A 16,661-nucleotide genomic window follows, 5' to 3' on the forward strand; every position below is an offset into this window, starting at 1 on the left:
CCTGCGGGTGCTTTTTTTGTTCCTGTCGTTTTCTTCTGGAAGGCACCCCGCATTTCCCACTGCGTTTTCTGCAACCTGTTAAAAACCTTGCTGCGCTTGCTGTAAATCCAATTCTTCACAACTGACGAGCCGCATCACTCACGAGCATACTGCCACCCTGAAACAGGGAGGTAGCAATGGGAATTCCCGCTTTATGTATCTGCGCCATTCTGGCGATAGCCCCGTTACTCTGGTTACCTGAACTGCCATCACGCTATACCGTCTGGATAATGCTGGCGGGCGGGGTGGTGCTGGGCACATGCCAAAACGTGCGCCTGAAGTATGTGGGGACCGCGCTGTTATTTTGCGCGTGGGGACTTCTGGCCGCGCAGGAGAGCGTCTGGCCGATGCAGCATTTAACCACGGGAGCCGTGCAGGCCGAGGTAGAGATCACCGCCACTGATGGTGCAACTCAGCATCAGGGAAAGATTCGTACCGTAAACGGCCGGCGCTGGTGGGCGTCCACTGGCGTAACGCTGTATGGCAATTATTTGCCACAGAGAGCATGTGCTGGCCAGCGTTGGGCGATGATGCTCAGGCTAAGACCTGCACACGGCGAGCTGAACGACGGAGGCTATGATCCCCAACGCAGCGCCATTGCCCGACACCAAACGCTGAGCGGGCGCTTCACCCATGCGGAACTTGTTGATGGACACTGCAGCCTGCGAGCGCAATACCTGATGTCGCTGCAAAACCGACTTTCTGATTATCGCTGGGGAGCGGTTATCCTCGGGCTGGGGATGGGAGAGCGTCTGGATGTCCCCCGAGAAATAAAAGACCTGATGCGTGAAACCGGCACACTGCATCTGATGGCGATTTCGGGCCTGCATATCACGCTGGCGGCATCCCTCGTCTGGTTACTCGCGCGTGCGATCCAGTTTATATTCCCCAGCCACCGGGTCCACTGGCAAATGCCACTCCTGGCCGGGGTGTTCTTCGCCGCTTTCTACGCCTGGCTTACCGGTCTGCAGCCTCCTGCACTACGAACGGTCATCGCACTTGCCGTGCTGGCGGCGCTGCGAATCGGTTCCCGCCAATGGTCGCCGTGGCAGGTATGGTGTTGCTGTGTCGCGGCGATCCTGATAAGCGATCCCTTAGCCATACTTTCTGAAAGTCTGCTCCTGTCCGCATTTGCCGTCGCGGCGCTGATTTTCTGGTTTCAGTGGCTGCCTCTTCCTCGCTGGCAGTGGGCCCGACGCATACGGCCACTACTTAATCTGATCTATCTGCAGGTCGGCATGCTGGTGTTGCTCATGCCGTTACAGGTGCTGATTTTCCACGGCTTCAGTATCTCCTCTCTGGTCGCCAATCTCTTTGCCGTGCCGATAGTGACGTTTGTCAGCGTACCGCTGATTTTACTCGGTATGTTGCTCCATCTGTTACCGCTGGGGGGAATGGAAAGTGCCATCTGGTTTGCAGCCGATAAGTCCCTTGCCGGGTTGTTCTGGCTACTGATGCGCTTGCCAGACGGCTGGCAGAGTGTGGATCAGCGCTGGCAGTACATGACGCTACTGCCCTGGCTTATCATCATCGGCTGGCGTTTGCGAGCCTGGAAAACCGTTCCAGCCGTGTGTCTGGCTGGGAGTCTGTTACTGGCATTTCCCCTCTTGCGAACGGCTAAAAGTGATGCCTGGACGCTACATATGCTGGATGTGGGGCAGGGGCTGGCCATGGTCATCGAACGGCAGGGAAAAGCGATTCTCTATGATACCGGGCTCGCCTGGCCAGGGGGAGATAGCGCACAGCGGTTAATTATCCCCTGGCTGCGCTGGCAACATCTGCGGCCAGATGGCGTGATTCTCAGCCATGAACATCTTGACCATGCAGGAGGCCTCGCATCGCTGCAAAAAGCATGGCCGGAGATGTGGGTAAGAAGTCCATTACGTCTGGCGGGGCATCGGCCCTGCTTTCGTGGGCAGAGCTGGAGATGGCAGGGATTAACCTTCACCGTTCACTGGCCCCTGGAAAATGACCCGGCTCGGGGAAACAACCGCTCCTGCGTGGTGAAAGTGGACGATGGTGAGCAGAGTATACTGCTGACGGGAGACATTGAAGCGCCAGCAGAACAGGCTATGCTTAGCCATTACTGGCAACATCTGACGTCGACGTTAATCCAGGTTCCCCATCATGGGAGCAATACCTCATCGTCATTGGCGCTGGTACAACGGGTGGAGGGAAACATTGCGCTGGATTCAGCAGCTCGCTATAACGCCTGGCGGTTTCCGTCGGCGAATGTGGTCCGACGTTATCGAAAAGAGGGGTATATCTGGCAAGATACCCCCCATTCCGGGCAAATATCGGTGACATTCTCGCAACATCGCTGGCAAATCCGGCGCTTGCGGGATCAATTTTTACCACGTTGGTATCATCAGTGGTTTGGCGCGCCCGTAGATAACGGGTAGAATATGCGGCTATTTCAACAAATGCTGGTTTTTTGAATGCATAACGACAAAGATCTCTCCACGTGGCAAACCTTCCGCCGACTCTGGCCGATGATTGCACCTTTTAAAGCAGGCTTGATCGTGGCGGGTGTAGCGTTAATCCTCAACGCAGCCAGCGATACTTTTATGTTATCGCTCCTTAAACCGTTACTGGACGACGGTTTTGGTAAAACGGATCGCTCAGTGTTGCTATGGATGCCGCTGGTGGTTATCGGGCTGATGATCTTACGTGGTATCACCAGCTATATCTCCAGCTACTGCATCTCCTGGGTATCCGGGAAAGTGGTTATGACCATGCGCCGTCGTCTGTTCAGCCACATGATGGGCATGCCGGTCTCATTCTTTGACAAGCAATCTACGGGGACACTGCTGTCCCGTATTACCTACGATTCAGAGCAGGTTGCTTCCTCCTCCTCAAGCGCGTTGATTACCGTCGTGCGTGAAGGGGCGTCGATCATCGGCCTGTTTATCATGATGTTCTATTACAGCTGGCAGCTGTCGCTCATCCTGATCGTTTTGGCTCCGGTTGTCTCCATTGCCATCCGCGTTGTGTCCAAGCGTTTCCGCAATATCAGTAAAAATATGCAGAATACGATGGGGCAGGTAACAACCAGCGCCGAACAGATGCTGAAAGGACACAAAGAGGTGTTAATTTTCGGTGGCCAGGACGTCGAAACCAAACGCTTTGACAAAGTCAGCAACAAAATGCGTCTGCAGGGGATGAAAATGGTCTCGGCCTCTTCCATCTCTGACCCGATCATTCAGCTGATTGCCTCGCTGGCGCTGGCGTTTGTCCTTTATGCGGCAAGCTTCCCAAGCGTGATGGAGACGCTGACGGCGGGTACCATCACCGTGGTCTTCTCCTCGATGATCGCCCTGATGCGTCCCCTGAAATCTCTGACTAACGTGAATGCCCAGTTCCAGCGTGGGATGGCGGCTTGTCAGACATTGTTCAGCATTCTGGATTCCGAGCAGGAAAAAGACGAAGGTACACGCGAGATTGAGCGCGCCCGTGGCGATGTTGAATTCCACAATGTGACCTTCACCTATCCGGGCCGCGATACGCCCGCTCTGCGCAATATCAACCTGACGATTCCGGCGGGTAAAACGGTGGCGCTGGTAGGCCGTTCTGGCTCCGGTAAATCCACCATTGCCAGCCTCATCACCCGTTTCTACGACATCAACGAAGGTGAAATTCTCCTGGACGGTCACGACCTGCGGGAGTACACCCTGCAGTCGCTGCGTAACCAGGTTGCGCTGGTTTCTCAGAACGTGCATCTGTTTAACGATACGGTCGCCAACAACATCGCTTATGCGCGCACTGACGAGTACAGCCGCGAGCAGATCGAGAATGCCGCACGCATGGCCTATGCGATGGACTTTATCAACAAGATGGATAACGGTCTGGATACCATCATTGGTGAAAATGGCGTGCTCCTGTCCGGTGGTCAGCGTCAGCGTATTGCGATTGCGCGCGCGCTGCTGCGTGACAGCCCAATCCTGATTCTGGATGAAGCGACGTCCGCACTGGATACCGAATCTGAACGCGCTATTCAGTCGGCGCTGGACGAACTGCAAAAGAACCGTACCTCACTGGTGATTGCACACCGTCTGTCGACTATCGAGCAGGCGGATGAGATCGTGGTGGTTGAGGATGGCGTCATTGTTGAACGCGGAAGCCACGCAGCTTTGCTGGAACACCGCGGCGTATACGCCCAGCTTCATAAGATGCAGTTCGGCGAATGATTGCACGCATCTGGTCCGGTGAATCCCCGCTGTGGCTGCTGCTTTTGCCGCTCTCCTGGCTTTACGGCCTGGTGAGCGGCATCATTCGTCTGCTTTACCGTCTGGGGATCAAGCGGGCCTGGCGTGCGCCAGTGCCGGTTGTGGTTGTGGGCAATCTTACGGCGGGCGGCAACGGTAAAACACCGGTGGTGATCTGGCTCGTGGAACAGCTGCAAAAACGCGGTATCCGCCCGGGTGTGGTCTCGCGTGGGTATGGCGGTAAAGCGGCGCAGTACCCACTGCTGCTGGCAGAGAAAACCACCACTGCCGAAGCGGGTGATGAACCGGTATTGATTTTCCAGCGTACTGGCGCGCCGGTGGCAGTCTCCCCGGTTCGCAGCGACGCCGTGCAGGCGCTGCTTGCCGAACACGCGGTACAAATTATCATCACTGACGATGGTCTGCAGCATTACGCGCTGGCGCGTGATAAAGAGATTGTGGTCATCGACGGGGTTCGCCGTTTCGGTAACGGATGGTGGCTGCCAGCCGGCCCTATGCGTGAACGCGCTTCACGTCTGAAGTCCGTTGATGCGGTGATTGTAAACGGTGGTGAGGCAAAAGCGGGTGAAATTCCTATGCACCTGTTGCCGGGACTGGCGATAAACCTGGTGACGGGTGAACGCCGGGCGGTTGCTGAGCTGCCTTCGCTGGTGGCAATGGCAGGGATTGGTCATCCTCCGCGCTTCTTCGCAACGCTTGAGCAGTGTGGTGCCAGGCTTGAAAAACGCATTCCACTGGCTGACCATCAGGCGCTGGTGGCAGAGCAGGTTGATGCGCTCACGGCGTCGGGACAAACGCTCATTATGACCGAAAAAGATGCGGTGAAATGCCGTGCCTTTGCGAAAGAAAACTGGTGGTATCTGCCGGTTGACGCTGAACTCAGCGGCGAGCAGCCGGAACACTTGCTCAAGGAACTGATTGCGTTAGTGCAGTGAGGGCTTACGCGGTTCTGGTGGCGCTTTGACTGACAGGAAAACGCATGTCTTTACCGCAACTCTCGCTTACAGCTGCACGTCATTTACACCTCGCCGCGCAGGGGCTGCTCAAAAAGCCCCGTCGCCGCGCACAGCCTGCCGATATCCTCTCTGCCATCCAGCGCATGTCGCTGCTGCAAATCGACACCATTAATATTGTTGCCCGTAGCCCTTACCTGGTGCTGTTCAGCCGCCTGGGCCACTATCCCTCTCACTGGCTTGATGAGGCGCTCAGCAAAGGGGAGCTCATGGAGTACTGGGCGCACGAAGCCTGTTTCCTGCCCCGCAGCGATTTTGCCCTGGTGCGTCACCGCATGCTTGCCCCAGAAAAGATGGGCTGGAAATACCGACAGGCGTGGATGCAGGAGCACGCGGCCGAAATAGAGCAACTGATCAGCCATATTCAGGAAAAGGGGCCAGTGCGTTCCGCTGATTTTGAACATCCGCGAAAAGGCACTAGCGGCTGGTGGGAGTGGAAACCGCACAAACGTCATCTTGAAGGGTTATTCACCTCCGGCCAGGTCATGGTGATTGAACGGCGAAATTTTCAGCGCGTCTATGACCTGACCCAGCGCGTGATGCCGCACTGGGACGACGAGCGTGACCTGCTTACCCAGGAGGCTGCCGAGGCCATCATGCTGGAAAACAGCGCCCGCAGTCTGGGCATTTTCCGGCCGCAATGGCTGGCAGATTATTACCGCCTGCGCCAGCCCGCGCTGAAGCCGCTGCTGGAGATGTGGCAACGCGAACAGCGCGTCATTCCCGTCACGGTAGAAACCCTGGGAGAGATGTGGCTGCATGCGGATCTCCTTCCTTTGCTGCCCAAGGCGCTGGACGGAAATCTCCAGGCAACCCACAGCGCAGTGTTGTCGCCTTTCGACCCGGTGGTCTGGGACCGAAAACGCGCCGAACAGTTGTTCGATTTCAGCTACCGGCTGGAGTGTTATACCCCGGCACCAAAGCGTCAGTACGGCTATTTTGTTTTACCCCTGCTGCATAAGGGGCGGCTGGTCGGGCGCATGGATGCCAAAATGCACCGCAAAACCGGCACGCTTGAAGTCATTGCGCTCTATCTGGAAGAGGGGGTCAGGGTGACGGCGAGTCTGGAGAAGGGCTTAACGTCCGCCATTAGCGAGTTCGCCCTCTGGCAGGGGGCTCGCGACGTCACGCTGGGATGCGTTCCCGAAGGGTTATTTATATCCTGTCGAAGTGGCTGGGAAACAGACACGCCCTGAAAAAGGAATGTGTTAAGCTTTAGCGATTACCCATACGGAGGAACTATGGATCACCGTTTACTTGAAATTATTGCCTGCCCGGTGTGCAACGGCAAACTCTACTACAGCCAGGACAAACAGGAGCTGATTTGCAAGCTGGACAGTCTGGCTTTCCCGCTGCGTGACGGCATTCCGGTGTTGCTGGAAAACGAAGCCCGTTCCCTGGTGGCAGAAGAGAGCAAACCATGAGTTTTGTTGTCATTATTCCTGCTCGTTATGCCTCAACGCGTCTGCCGGGTAAACCGCTGGTGGATATCAACGGCAAGCCAATGATTGTGCACGTCCTTGAACGCGCCCGTGAATCCGGTGCCGATCGCGTGATTGTTGCCACCGATCATCCGGACGTCGCCCGTGCGGTTGAAGCCGCAGGCGGTGAAGTGTGCATGACCCGCGTCGATCACCAGTCCGGCACCGAGCGTCTCGCCGAAGTCGTTGAGAAATGTGGTTTCAGCGATGATACCGTCATTGTGAACGTGCAGGGCGACGAGCCGATGATCCCGGCCGTTATTATCCGTCAGGTGGCAGAAAACCTGGCGCAGCGTCAGGTGGGTATGGCGACGCTAGCGGTGCCTGTTCACCACGCTGAAGAGGCATTTAACCCGAATGCGGTGAAAGTGGTGATGGATGCCGAAGGCTATGCGCTCTATTTCTCCCGCGCCACCATTCCATGGGATCGCGACCGCTTTGCGCTCTCGAAAGAGACCATCGGGGATTCCTTCCTGCGCCATCTGGGGATTTACGGCTATCGCGCCGGTTTCATTCGCCGCTATGTCACCTGGGACCCCAGCCCGCTGGAGCATATCGAAATGCTGGAGCAGCTTCGTGTGCTCTGGTATGGCGAGAAAATTCACGTTGCTGTTGCCAAAGAAGTACCAGGAACGGGCGTTGATACGCCGGAAGATCTTGAGCGCGTTCGCGCCGAATTACGTTAATACCGTCTGCATCCCTCCTTTCGGAGGGATGTCCTCTCGCCACAATTTTCGCTTTTCTTTTCCCTGATTGATCTCTACCGGGTGACATCTTCATTCTGCGCGCTCATTATAAAAGCAGTAGCATTAATGGGGGTAATCTCATATGGAACAGCTGCGTGCCGAACTTAGCCATCTGCTGGGTGAGAAATTAAGCCGGGTCGAGTGTGTGAGTGAAAAGGCCGATACCGCGCTCTGGTCGTTGTATGACAGTCAGGGAAACCCAATGCCGCTGATGGCGCGAAGTTTCACGTCGCCGGGTGTTGCCAGGCAGCTCGCCTGGAAAATGTCGATGCTGGCGCGGGAGGGTACCGTCCGAATGCCGACCGTGTACGGCGTCATGACGCACGAGGAACACCCCGGCCCCGATGTCCTGTTGATAGAGCGTTTACGCGGCGTGCCTGTTGAAGCACCCGCGCGCACGCCGGAACGCTGGGAGCAGCTGAAAGACCAGATTGTCGAGGCGCTGCTGGCCTGGCATCGCCAGGATAGCCGTGGGCTCGTGGGGCCGGTCGACAGCACCCAGGAGAACCTGTGGCCGCTGTGGTATCGCCAGCGGGTGGAAGTGCTGTGGGGAACGCTCAACCAGTTCAATAACACCGGTTTGACCATGCAGGACAAACGTATTCTTTTTCGCACTCGTGAATGCTTGCCAGCGCTGTTCGACGGTTTTAATGATAACTGCGTGCTGATCCACGGCAATTTTACCCTGCGAAGTATGCTGAAAGACTCCCGCAGCGATCAGCTGCTGGCGATGTTGGGGCCTGGAATAATGCTGTGGGCCCCACGTGAATATGAGTTGTTCAGGCTCAGCGACAGCGGGGCGGCAGAAGGGTTACTGTGGCACTACCTTCAGCGTGCGCCCGTTGCCGAAGCGTTTATCTGGCGGCGCTGGTTGTACCTGCTCTGGGATGAAGTCGCGCAACTGGTCAATACCGGGCGTTTCAATCGCGCAAACTTCGATCTCGCGGCTAAGTCACTCTTGCCCTGGCTCGTCTGAGGAACCTTTCAGCCACTGCCAGAGACGGCCGAGCGTCTCGTAGCCGACGCGATCGCTATGCATCAGCCACATCGGGGAGGGGATCACGCGTTCCCATGGGTTAAGTGGCGCATTGATGGCCATCTGGTTTGCCGGTGCGGGAAGCGGGTGCAGGCCCTGCTTTTCAAAGAAAATCATCGCCCGTGGCAGGTGTGAGGCGGAGGTGACCAGCAAGAATGGAACATCGCCAATCGCCTGCTTCACCGCAGCGGCTTCTTCTTCGGTATCTTTTGGACTGTCCAGGGTAATGATAGCGGAACGCGGTACGCCGAGGGATTCCGCAACTCTGGCACCCGCTTCAGCCGTACTCACCGGGTTCGTTTTTGCTGCGGCGCCGGTGAAGATCATTTTTGATCCCGGATTCGCCAGCCACAGGCGAATCCCTTCGTTTAGCCGTGGCAGGCTGTTGTTGATCAGATTCGAGCTGGGGGCCCAGTCAGGATCCCAGGTATACCCACCGCCCAGCACCACGATGTATTCCACTTTCTGATTTCCCTGCCATGTCGGGTACTTATCTTCAATGGGGCGTAACAGGCCATCCGCGACCGGTTGCAGGCTCAGCAGCAGTAAGACAAGCCAGCCGAACGTGATGAGCGTTTTGCCACTTTTCTGAAAGCGGCTGAACCACACCAGCGCCAGCCCCAGCGCGATGATGATGAGCAGCAGCGGAAGGGGAAGCATCATCCCTCCAATGTATTTCTTAAGGGTAAAAAGCATCCTTTTTGGTTCCTTTTTTGACCATACAGCAGGTGATTACCGGTGATATTACACCAGAGAGGTTCATTCTCCGCGCGGGTGTGACAAAATAGCGGTTTTGCAGTTAGCGAGTGGAACTCTCCCAATGCGGGATCGCAATTTTGATGACATCGCGGAAAAGTTTTCGCGCAACATTTATGGCACCACAAAGGGGCAGCTCCGTCAGACGATCCTCTGGCAGGATCTGGACACCATTCTGGCCACTTTTGGCGACCAGACGTTGCGCGTGCTGGACGCCGGTGGTGGCGAAGGACAGACGGCGATAAAAATGGCCGAGCGCGGTCATCACGTCACGCTTTGCGATCTTTCGGCTGAAATGGTCGCCCGTGCGACGCGTGCTGCAGATGAGAAAGGTGTGAGCGACAACATGCATTTTATACAATGCGCCGCTCAGGACATCGCACAGCATTTGGAAACCCAGGTTGATCTGATATTGTTTCATGCGGTGCTGGAGTGGGTGGCCGATCCGCAAAGCGTGTTACAAACCCTGTGGTCGATGTTGCGCCCGGGCGGCACGCTGTCGCTGATGTTCTACAATGCTAACGGCTTCCTGATGCACAACATGGTTGCAGGTAACTTTGACTATGTGCAGGTCGGGATGCCTAAAAAGAAAAAGCGCACGCTTTCCCCGGACTATCCGCGCGATCCGCAGCAGGTTTACGGCTGGCTGGAAGAGATTGGCTGGCAGATTGTCGGGAAAACGGGCGTCAGGGTGTTTCATGATTATCTGCGTGAAAAACACAAACAGCGTGACTGTTTTGACACCTTAACAGAATTAGAAACGCGGTATTGCCGTCAGGAGCCATTTGTCAGCCTTGGCCGCTATATTCACGTCACCGCGCACAAGCCGCAGATGCAAGGATAACCTATGAGTGAATTTTCCCAGACAGTCCCCGAACTGGTTGCCTGGGCCAGGAAAAACGATTTCTCCATCTCGCTGCCGGTAGACAGACTCTCTTTCCTGCTGGCGGTTGCCACGCTGAACGGCGAACGGCTGGATGGCGAAATGAGCGAGGGTGAACTGGTGGATGCGTTCCGCCATGTCAGTGATGCGTTTGAGCAAACCAGCGAAACCATTAGCGTGCGTGCCAACAACGCAATCAACGATATGGTGCGTCAACGTCTGCTGAACCGCTTTACCAGCGAGCAGGCGGAAGGAAACGCCATCTATCGCCTGACGCCGTTGGGTATCGGCATCACCGATTACTACATTCGCCAGCGCGAATTTTCCACGCTGCGTCTTTCCATGCAGCTCTCGATCGTGGCGGGTGAGCTTAAGCGTGCCGCCGATGCTGCAGATGAAAACGGTGATGAATTCCACTGGCACCGTAACGTTTACGCGCCGCTGAAATATTCGGTGGCCGAGATTTTCGACAGCATCGATCTAACCCAGCGTTTGATGGACGAACAGCAGCAGCAGGTCAAAGACGACATCGCGCAGCTGCTGAATAAAGACTGGCGTGCGGCTATCTCCAGCTGCGAACTTTTACTGTCAGAAACCTCCGGTACGCTGCGAGAATTGCAGGATACGCTGGAGGCGGCAGGGGATAAGCTGCAGGCTAACCTGCTGCGCATCCAGGACGCGACGCTGGCGCATGACGATCTGCATTTTATCGACCGTCTGGTTTTCGATCTGCAGAGCAAGCTCGACCGCATCATTAGCTGGGGACAGCAGTCGATCGACCTGTGGATCGGCTACGACCGACACGTGCATAAGTTTATCCGCACCGCGATTGATATGGATAAAAACCGCGTCTTTGCTCAGCGTCTGCGCCAGTCGGTTCAGACCTACTTCGATGCGCCATGGGCGCTGACCTACGCCAATGCCGATCGTCTGCTGGATATGCGCGACGAAGAGATGGCCCTGCGCGATGAAGAGGTGACCGGTGAACTGCCGCCGGATCTGGAGTTCGAAGAATTCAACGAAATTCGTGAGCAACTTGCGGCGATGATCGAAGAACAGCTCGCTGTCTACAAAACCAGACAAGCTCCGCTGGATCTTGGACTCGTGGTGCGCGACTATCTGGCGCAATATCCGCGCGCGCGCCACTTCGACGTTGCCCGCATTGTGGTAGACCAGGCGGTGCGCCTGGGTATCGCACAAGCAGATTTCACCGGACTGCCGCCGAAGTGGCAGCCAATTAACGATTACGGAGCCAAGGTACAGGCGCATGTCATTGACAAATATTGAACAAGTGATGCCGGTTAAGCTGGCACAGGCGCTGGCGAATCCGTTATTTCCGGCGCTGGACAGCCAGCTGCGTGCCGGTCGTCACATTGGCTTAGACGAGCTGGATAATCACGCCTTTTTGATGGACTTCCAGGAGTACCTGGAAGAGTTTTACGCCCGCTACAACGTGGAGCTGATTCGCGCGCCGGAAGGTTTTTTCTACCTGCGCCCGCGCTCCACGACGCTGATCCCGCGCTCCGTGCTCTCCGAGCTGGATATGATGGTCGGCAAAATTCTTTGCTATCTCTATCTCAGCCCGGAACGTCTGGCGAATGAAGGCATCTTCACCCAGCAGGAACTCTACGATGAGCTACTGACGCTGGCGGATGAGAGCAAGCTGCTCAAGCTGGTGAACAACCGTTCGACCGGATCGGATCTTGACCGTCAGAAATTACAGGAAAAGGTGCGCTCTTCCCTGAACCGTTTGCGTCGTCTGGGGATGGTCTGGTTTATGGGCCACGACAGCAGCAAATTCCGCATTACGGAATCAGTCTTCCGCTTCGGCGCCGATGTGCGTGCGGGGGATGACGCGCGTGAAGCGCAGCTTCGCATGATCCGTGACGGTGAAGCGATGCCGGTGGAAAACCATTTGCAGCTCAATGACGAGCATGAAGAGAATCTGCCGGATAGCGGGGAGGAAGAGTAATGATTGAACGCGGTAAATTTCGCTCACTAACGCTGATTAACTGGAACGGCTTCTTTGCCCGAACCTTCGATCTGGACGAGCTGGTCACGACGCTCTCCGGCGGTAACGGGGCGGGGAAATCCACCACCATGGCGGCGTTTGTGACGGCGCTGATCCCCGACCTGACGTTGCTTCACTTCCGTAACACCACTGAAGCAGGCGCGACAAGCGGCTCCCGCGATAAAGGTCTGCACGGTAAGCTGAAAGCGGGCGTCTGTTATTCCGTTCTGGACGTCATTAACTCTCGTCACCAGCGCGTGGTGGTGGGGGTTCGTTTGCAGCAGGTTGCCGGTCGCGACCGTAAAGTGGATATCAAACCGTTTGCTATCCAGGGGCTGCCAACCTCCGTGCAGCCGACCGCGCTGCTGACGGAAACCCTGAATGAACGCCAGGCGCGCGTGCTGACGTTACAGGAACTGAAAGACAAGCTCGAAGCCATTGAGGGCGTGCAGTTCAAGCAGTTCAACTCCATCACCGACTACCACTCCCTGATGTTCGATCTGGGCGTGGTGGCGCGTCGTCTGCGTACCGCTTCAGACCGTAGCAAATACTACCGTCTGATCGAAGCGTCCCTGTATGGCGGTATCTCCAGCGCCATTACCCGCTCCCTGCGCGACTACCTGTTGCCGGAAAACAGCGGCGTGCGTAAGGCGTTCCAGGATATGGAAGCGGCGCTGCGTGAAAACCGCATGACGCTGGAAGCGATTCGCGTGACCCAGTCAGACCGTGACCTGTTTAAACACCTGATCAGCGAAGCCACCAACTACGTGGCGGCGGACTACATGCGTCACGCCAATGAGCGCCGCGTCCATCTCGATCAGGCATTAGAATACCGCCGCGAACTGTTTACCTCCCGTAAACAGCTGGTGGCAGAGCAGTATAAGCACGTCGAAATGGCGCGCGAGCTGGGCGAGCACAACGGTGCTGAAGGTGATCTGGAAGCCGACTACCAGGCCGCCAGCGATCACCTGAACCTGGTGCAGACCGCGCTGCGCCAGCAGGAGAAAATCGAGCGCTACGAAGCGGATCTCGATGAGCTGCAAATTCGTCTCGAAGAGCAAAATGAAGTGGTGGCCGAAGCCGCCGAGATGCAGGAAGAGAACGAAGCCCGCGCCGAAGCCGCCGAGCTGGAAGTGGATGAGCTGAAAAGCCAGCTTGCTGATTACCAGCAGGCATTGGACGTGCAGCAGACGCGTGCGATTCAGTACACCCAGGCACTGCAGGCGTTACAGCGCGCGAAAGAGCTGTGCCATCTGCCTGACCTGACGCCGGAAAGCGCCGACGAGTGGCTGGATACCTTCCAGGCTAAAGAGCAGGAAGCCACCGAGAAACTGCTCTCTCTTGAACAGAAAATGAGCGTCGCGCAAACGGCGCACAGCCAGTTTGAACAAGCGTATCAGCTGGTGGTCGCCATTAACGGCCCGCTGGCGCGTAACGAAGCCTGGAACGTTGCCCGTGAACTGCTGCGCGACGGCGTCAACCAGCGCCATCTGGCCGAGCAGGTGCAGCCGCTGCGTATGCGCCTGAACGAACTGGAACAGCGCCTGCGTGAGCAGCAGGAAGCCGAGCGTTTGCTGGCTGAGTTCTGTAAGCGTCAGGGTAAACATTACGATTTCGACGAGCTTGAGGCGCTGCATCAGGAGCTGGAAGCGCGTATCGCTGCACTTTCCGATACGGTCTCCAGCGCCAGTGAGCAGCGCATGACCCTGCGCCAGGAGCTGGAACAGCTTCAGTCCCGTTCTAAAAGGCTCCTGGAGCGCGCGCCGGTCTGGCTGGCGGCGCAAAGCAGCCTTAACCAGCTCAGCGAACAGTGCGGCGAACAGTTCGAATCCAGCCAGCAGGTGACCGAATACCTGCAACAGCTGCTGGAGCGTGAGCGCGAAGCCATTGTTGAGCGTGATGAAGTCGGCGCACGTAAGCGTGACGTCGATGAAGAAATTGAGCGCTTAAGCCAGCCGGGCGGGTCAGAAGATCCGCGCCTCAATGCCTTAGCCGAGCGTTTTGGTGGCGTACTGCTGTCTGAGATTTACGACGATGTCGGCCTGGACGATGCGCCATACTTCTCCGCATTGTACGGTCCATCCCGTAACGCGATTGTGGTGCCGGATCTGTCGCTGATTTCTGACCAGCTCGCCGGGCTGGAAGATTGCCCGGAAGATCTCTATCTGATCGAAGGGGATCCGCAGTCGTTCGATGACAGCGTGTTTAGCGTTGACGAGCTGGAAAAAGCGGTGGTGGTGAAAATCGCTGACCGCCAGTGGCGTTACTCCCGCTTCCCGGAACTGCCGCTGTTTGGCCGTGCCGCGCGTGAAAGCCGTATTGAGAGCCTCCATGCCGAGCGTGAAACGCTGTCGGAACGTTTTGCGACCCTGTCGTTTGATGTACAGAAAACCCAGCGCCTGCATCAGGCATTCAGCCGCTTTATCGGTAGCCATCTGGGCGTGGCGTTTGAAGCCGACCCGGAAGCGGAAATCCGCAAACTCAACACCCGCCGCGGCGAGCTGGAACGCGCCATTGCCAGTCATGAAAGTGACAACCAGCAGAGTCGTGTCCAGTTTGAACAGGCGAAAGAGGGCGTCGCGGCCCTTAACCGCATCCTGCCGCGCCTCAACCTGCTGGCAGATGACACGCTGGCCGATCGCGTGGATGAGATCCAGGAACGTCTGGATGAAGCCCAGGAAGCCGCGCGTTTCGTGCAGCAGCACGGCAATCAGCTGGCGAAGCTGGAGCCCGTGGTGTCTGTCCTGCAGAGCGACCCGGAACAGTTCGAGCAGTTAAAAGAAGATTATGCCTGGTCGCAGCAGGTGCAGCGCGAAGCGCGTCAGCAGGCGTTTGCCCTGACGGAAGTCGTGCAGCGTCGCGCGCACTTCGGCTATTCCGATTCGGCTGAAATGCTGAGCGGTAACAGCGACCTGAATGAAAAGCTGCGTCAACGTCTTGAGCAGGCAGAAGCGGAACGTACCCGAGCACGCGAAGCGATGCGCAGCCACTCCGCTCAGCTTAATCAGTACAACCAGGTGCTGGCCTCGCTGAAAAGCTCCTTCGACACCAAGAAAGAGCTGTTAAACGACCTGCAGAAAGAGTTGCAGGACATTGGCGTGCGTGCCGACAGCGGGGCGGAAGAGCGCGCCCGTCTTCGTCGTGATGAACTGCATAGCCAGCTCAGCAACAACCGTGCGCGTCGTAATCAGCTGGAAAAAGCGCTGACCTTCTGCGAAGCCGAAATGGATAACCTGACCCGTCGCCTGCGCAAGCTGGAACGCGACTATCACGAGATGCGCGAGCAGGTGGTGACGGCGAAAGCGGGCTGGTGTGCGGTCATGCGGATGGTGAAAGACAACAACGTGGAACGTCGCCTGCACCGTCGCGAACTGGCGTACCTCTCAGCCGATGAGCTGCGTTCAATGTCGGATAAGGCGTTGGGTGCGCTGCGCCTGGCGGTGGCGGATAATGAGCACCTGCGCGATGTGCTGCGCATGTCAGAAGATCCGAAACGTCCGGAGCGTAAAATTCAGTTCTTCGTGGCGGTTTATCAGCATCTGCGCGAGCGTATTCGTCAGGATATCATCCGTACCGACGATCCGGTCGAAGCCATCGAACAGATGGAAATTGAGCTGGGGCGTCTGACGGAAGAGCTGACTTCCCGCGAGCAGAAGCTGGCTATCAGCTCCCGCAGCGTGGCGAATATTATTCGCAAAACCATTCAGCGTGAGCAGAACCGTATCCGCCAGCTGAACCAGGGTCTGCAGAGCGTGTCGTTTGGTCAGGTGAACAGCGTGCGTCTCAACGTCAACGTGCGTGAAGCCCACGCGACGCTGCTGGACGTGCTCTCTGAGCAGCACGAGCAGCATCAGGATCTGTTCAACAGCAACCGTCTGACCTTCTCTGAAGCGCTGGCGAAGCTGTACCAGCGTCTGAACCCGCAGATTGATATGGGTCAGCGCACGCCGCAAACCATCGGTGAAGAACTGCTGGATTACCGTAACTACCTGGAAATGGAAGTTGAGGTTAACCGTGGTTCAGACGGCTGGCTGCGTGCGGAATCCGGGGCGCTCTCTACCGGTGAAGCGATCGGTACCGGGATGTCCATTCTGGTGATGGTTGTACAGAGCTGGGAAGATGAAGCACGCCGTCTGCGCGGTAAAGACATCTCTCCATGCCGCCTGCTGTTCCTGGATGAAGCGGCGCGTCTTGATGCCCGCTCTATTGCCACGCTGTTTGAGCTTTGCGAGCGTCTTGATATGCAGCTCATCATTGCGGCACCGGAAAACATCAGCCCTGAAAAAGGGACCACCTATAAACTGGTGCGTAAAGTGTTCCAGAACAGCGAACACGTTCATGTTGTCGGGTTGCGTGGTTTTGCGCCGCAGCCTCCGGAGTCATTGCCGGAAACCACGGCAGACGCTTCCTGAGGCGTTTTGTTACAAAGAGCGGCGCAAAAGCGCCGCTTTTTTTATTCACTTAACTTGT

General features: G+C 56.8%; 12 protein-coding genes. 11 read left to right on the forward strand and 1 reads right to left on the reverse strand.

What is annotated here, in order from left to right; genetic code table 11:
- Positions 1-176: 176 nt before the first annotated feature.
- The 7 genes from L383_RS20600 to L383_RS20570 all read left to right on the forward strand — a co-directional run bounded on the left by L383_RS20600 (position 177) and on the right by L383_RS20570 (position 8,481).
- Entirely contained in the window at positions 177-2,441 is a 2,265-nt protein-coding gene (locus L383_RS20600) for a ComEC family protein (protein ID WP_023332547.1), read from the forward strand.
- A gap of 36 nt (positions 2,442-2,477) precedes the next feature.
- Positions 2,478-4,226, forward strand: a complete 1,749-nt coding sequence (msbA, locus tag L383_RS20595) for a lipid A ABC transporter ATP-binding protein/permease MsbA (protein WP_014883220.1) — start codon at positions 2,478-2,480, stop codon at positions 4,224-4,226.
- Positions 4,223-5,200 carry a tetraacyldisaccharide 4'-kinase gene (gene lpxK, locus L383_RS20590; protein WP_023332548.1) on the forward strand — a complete coding sequence of 326 codons (978 nt, stop codon included), beginning with the start codon at positions 4,223-4,225 and terminating at the stop codon, positions 5,198-5,200. Before msbA ends, lpxK begins: the two co-directional genes overlap by 4 nt.
- 44 nt (positions 5,201-5,244) lie before the next feature.
- On the forward strand, positions 5,245-6,474 hold the full coding sequence (locus L383_RS20585; protein ID WP_023332549.1) for a winged helix-turn-helix domain-containing protein: 1,230 nt from the start codon (positions 5,245-5,247) through the stop codon (positions 6,472-6,474).
- Between the two features lie 45 nt (positions 6,475-6,519).
- Entirely contained in the window at positions 6,520-6,702 is a 183-nt protein-coding gene (gene ycaR, locus L383_RS20580; RefSeq protein ID WP_006174474.1) for a protein YcaR, read from the forward strand.
- The gene (kdsB, locus tag L383_RS20575) at positions 6,699-7,445 is read left to right on the forward strand and encodes a 3-deoxy-manno-octulosonate cytidylyltransferase (protein WP_023332550.1); all 747 of its coding nucleotides are present in this window, start codon (positions 6,699-6,701) and stop codon (positions 7,443-7,445) included. The genes ycaR and kdsB overlap by 4 nt, the downstream gene beginning before the upstream one ends.
- A 142-nt stretch (positions 7,446-7,587) precedes the next feature.
- Positions 7,588-8,481 (forward strand): YcbJ family phosphotransferase, encoded by an 894-nt coding sequence (locus L383_RS20570; protein ID WP_023332551.1) that lies wholly within the window; start codon positions 7,588-7,590, stop codon positions 8,479-8,481.
- On the opposite strand, the gene elyC is transcribed toward L383_RS20570, so the two are convergent.
- Entirely contained in the window at positions 8,458-9,237 is a 780-nt protein-coding gene (gene elyC / locus L383_RS20565; RefSeq protein WP_014883225.1) for an envelope biogenesis factor ElyC, read from the reverse strand. The two genes, L383_RS20570 and elyC, sit on opposite strands and share 24 nt — an antisense overlap.
- A gap of 124 nt (positions 9,238-9,361) precedes the next feature.
- Here elyC and cmoM point away from each other — a divergent pair, with 124 nt between their 5' ends.
- The 4 genes from cmoM to mukB are packed head-to-tail and all read left to right on the forward strand — an operon-like array spanning position 9,362 to position 16,603.
- Positions 9,362-10,141, forward strand: coding sequence for a tRNA uridine 5-oxyacetic acid(34) methyltransferase CmoM (cmoM, locus tag L383_RS20560; RefSeq protein ID WP_014883226.1), 780 nt, complete (start codon positions 9,362-9,364; stop codon positions 10,139-10,141).
- Positions 10,142-10,144: 3 nt separating this feature from the next.
- Positions 10,145-11,467 (forward strand): chromosome partition protein MukF, encoded by a 1,323-nt coding sequence (mukF, locus tag L383_RS20555; protein WP_014883227.1) that lies wholly within the window; start codon positions 10,145-10,147, stop codon positions 11,465-11,467.
- On the forward strand, positions 11,448-12,152 hold the full coding sequence (mukE, locus tag L383_RS20550) for a chromosome partition protein MukE (RefSeq protein ID WP_008499954.1): 705 nt from the start codon (positions 11,448-11,450) through the stop codon (positions 12,150-12,152). Before mukF ends, mukE begins: the two co-directional genes overlap by 20 nt.
- Positions 12,152-16,603 (forward strand): chromosome partition protein MukB, encoded by a 4,452-nt coding sequence (gene mukB / locus L383_RS20545; protein ID WP_023332552.1) that lies wholly within the window; start codon positions 12,152-12,154, stop codon positions 16,601-16,603. Before mukE ends, mukB begins: the two co-directional genes overlap by 1 nt.
- Positions 16,604-16,661 lie beyond the last annotated feature (58 nt).

It is taken from the genome of Enterobacter sp. MGH 37 (genome assembly GCF_000534515.1).
GTDB classification, from domain to species: domain Bacteria; phylum Pseudomonadota; class Gammaproteobacteria; order Enterobacterales; family Enterobacteriaceae; genus Enterobacter; species Enterobacter kobei.

What these genes read in the sequence shown, in the direction of transcription:
- kdsB (WP_023332550.1), top strand. Translation starts at nt 6,699, where the DNA reads ATGAGTTTTGTTGTCATTATTCCTGCTCGTTATGCCTCAACGCGTCTG.
- mukB (WP_023332552.1), top strand. Translation starts at nt 12,152, where the DNA reads ATGATTGAACGCGGTAAATTTCGCTCACTAACGCTGATTAACTGGAAC.
- mukF (WP_014883227.1), top strand. Translation starts at nt 10,145, where the DNA reads ATGAGTGAATTTTCCCAGACAGTCCCCGAACTGGTTGCCTGGGCCAGG.
- L383_RS20600 (WP_023332547.1), top strand. Translation starts at nt 177, where the DNA reads ATGGGAATTCCCGCTTTATGTATCTGCGCCATTCTGGCGATAGCCCCG.
- mukE (WP_008499954.1), top strand. Translation starts at nt 11,448, where the DNA reads ATGTCATTGACAAATATTGAACAAGTGATGCCGGTTAAGCTGGCACAG.
- msbA (WP_014883220.1), top strand. Translation starts at nt 2,478, where the DNA reads ATGCATAACGACAAAGATCTCTCCACGTGGCAAACCTTCCGCCGACTC.
- ycaR (WP_006174474.1), top strand. Translation starts at nt 6,520, where the DNA reads ATGGATCACCGTTTACTTGAAATTATTGCCTGCCCGGTGTGCAACGGC.
- L383_RS20585 (WP_023332549.1), top strand. Translation starts at nt 5,245, where the DNA reads ATGTCTTTACCGCAACTCTCGCTTACAGCTGCACGTCATTTACACCTC.
- elyC (WP_014883225.1), bottom strand. Translation starts at nt 9,237, where the DNA reads ATGCTTTTTACCCTTAAGAAATACATTGGAGGGATGATGCTTCCCCTT.
- L383_RS20570 (WP_023332551.1), top strand. Translation starts at nt 7,588, where the DNA reads ATGGAACAGCTGCGTGCCGAACTTAGCCATCTGCTGGGTGAGAAATTA.
- lpxK (WP_023332548.1), top strand. Translation starts at nt 4,223, where the DNA reads ATGATTGCACGCATCTGGTCCGGTGAATCCCCGCTGTGGCTGCTGCTT.
- cmoM (WP_014883226.1), top strand. Translation starts at nt 9,362, where the DNA reads ATGCGGGATCGCAATTTTGATGACATCGCGGAAAAGTTTTCGCGCAAC.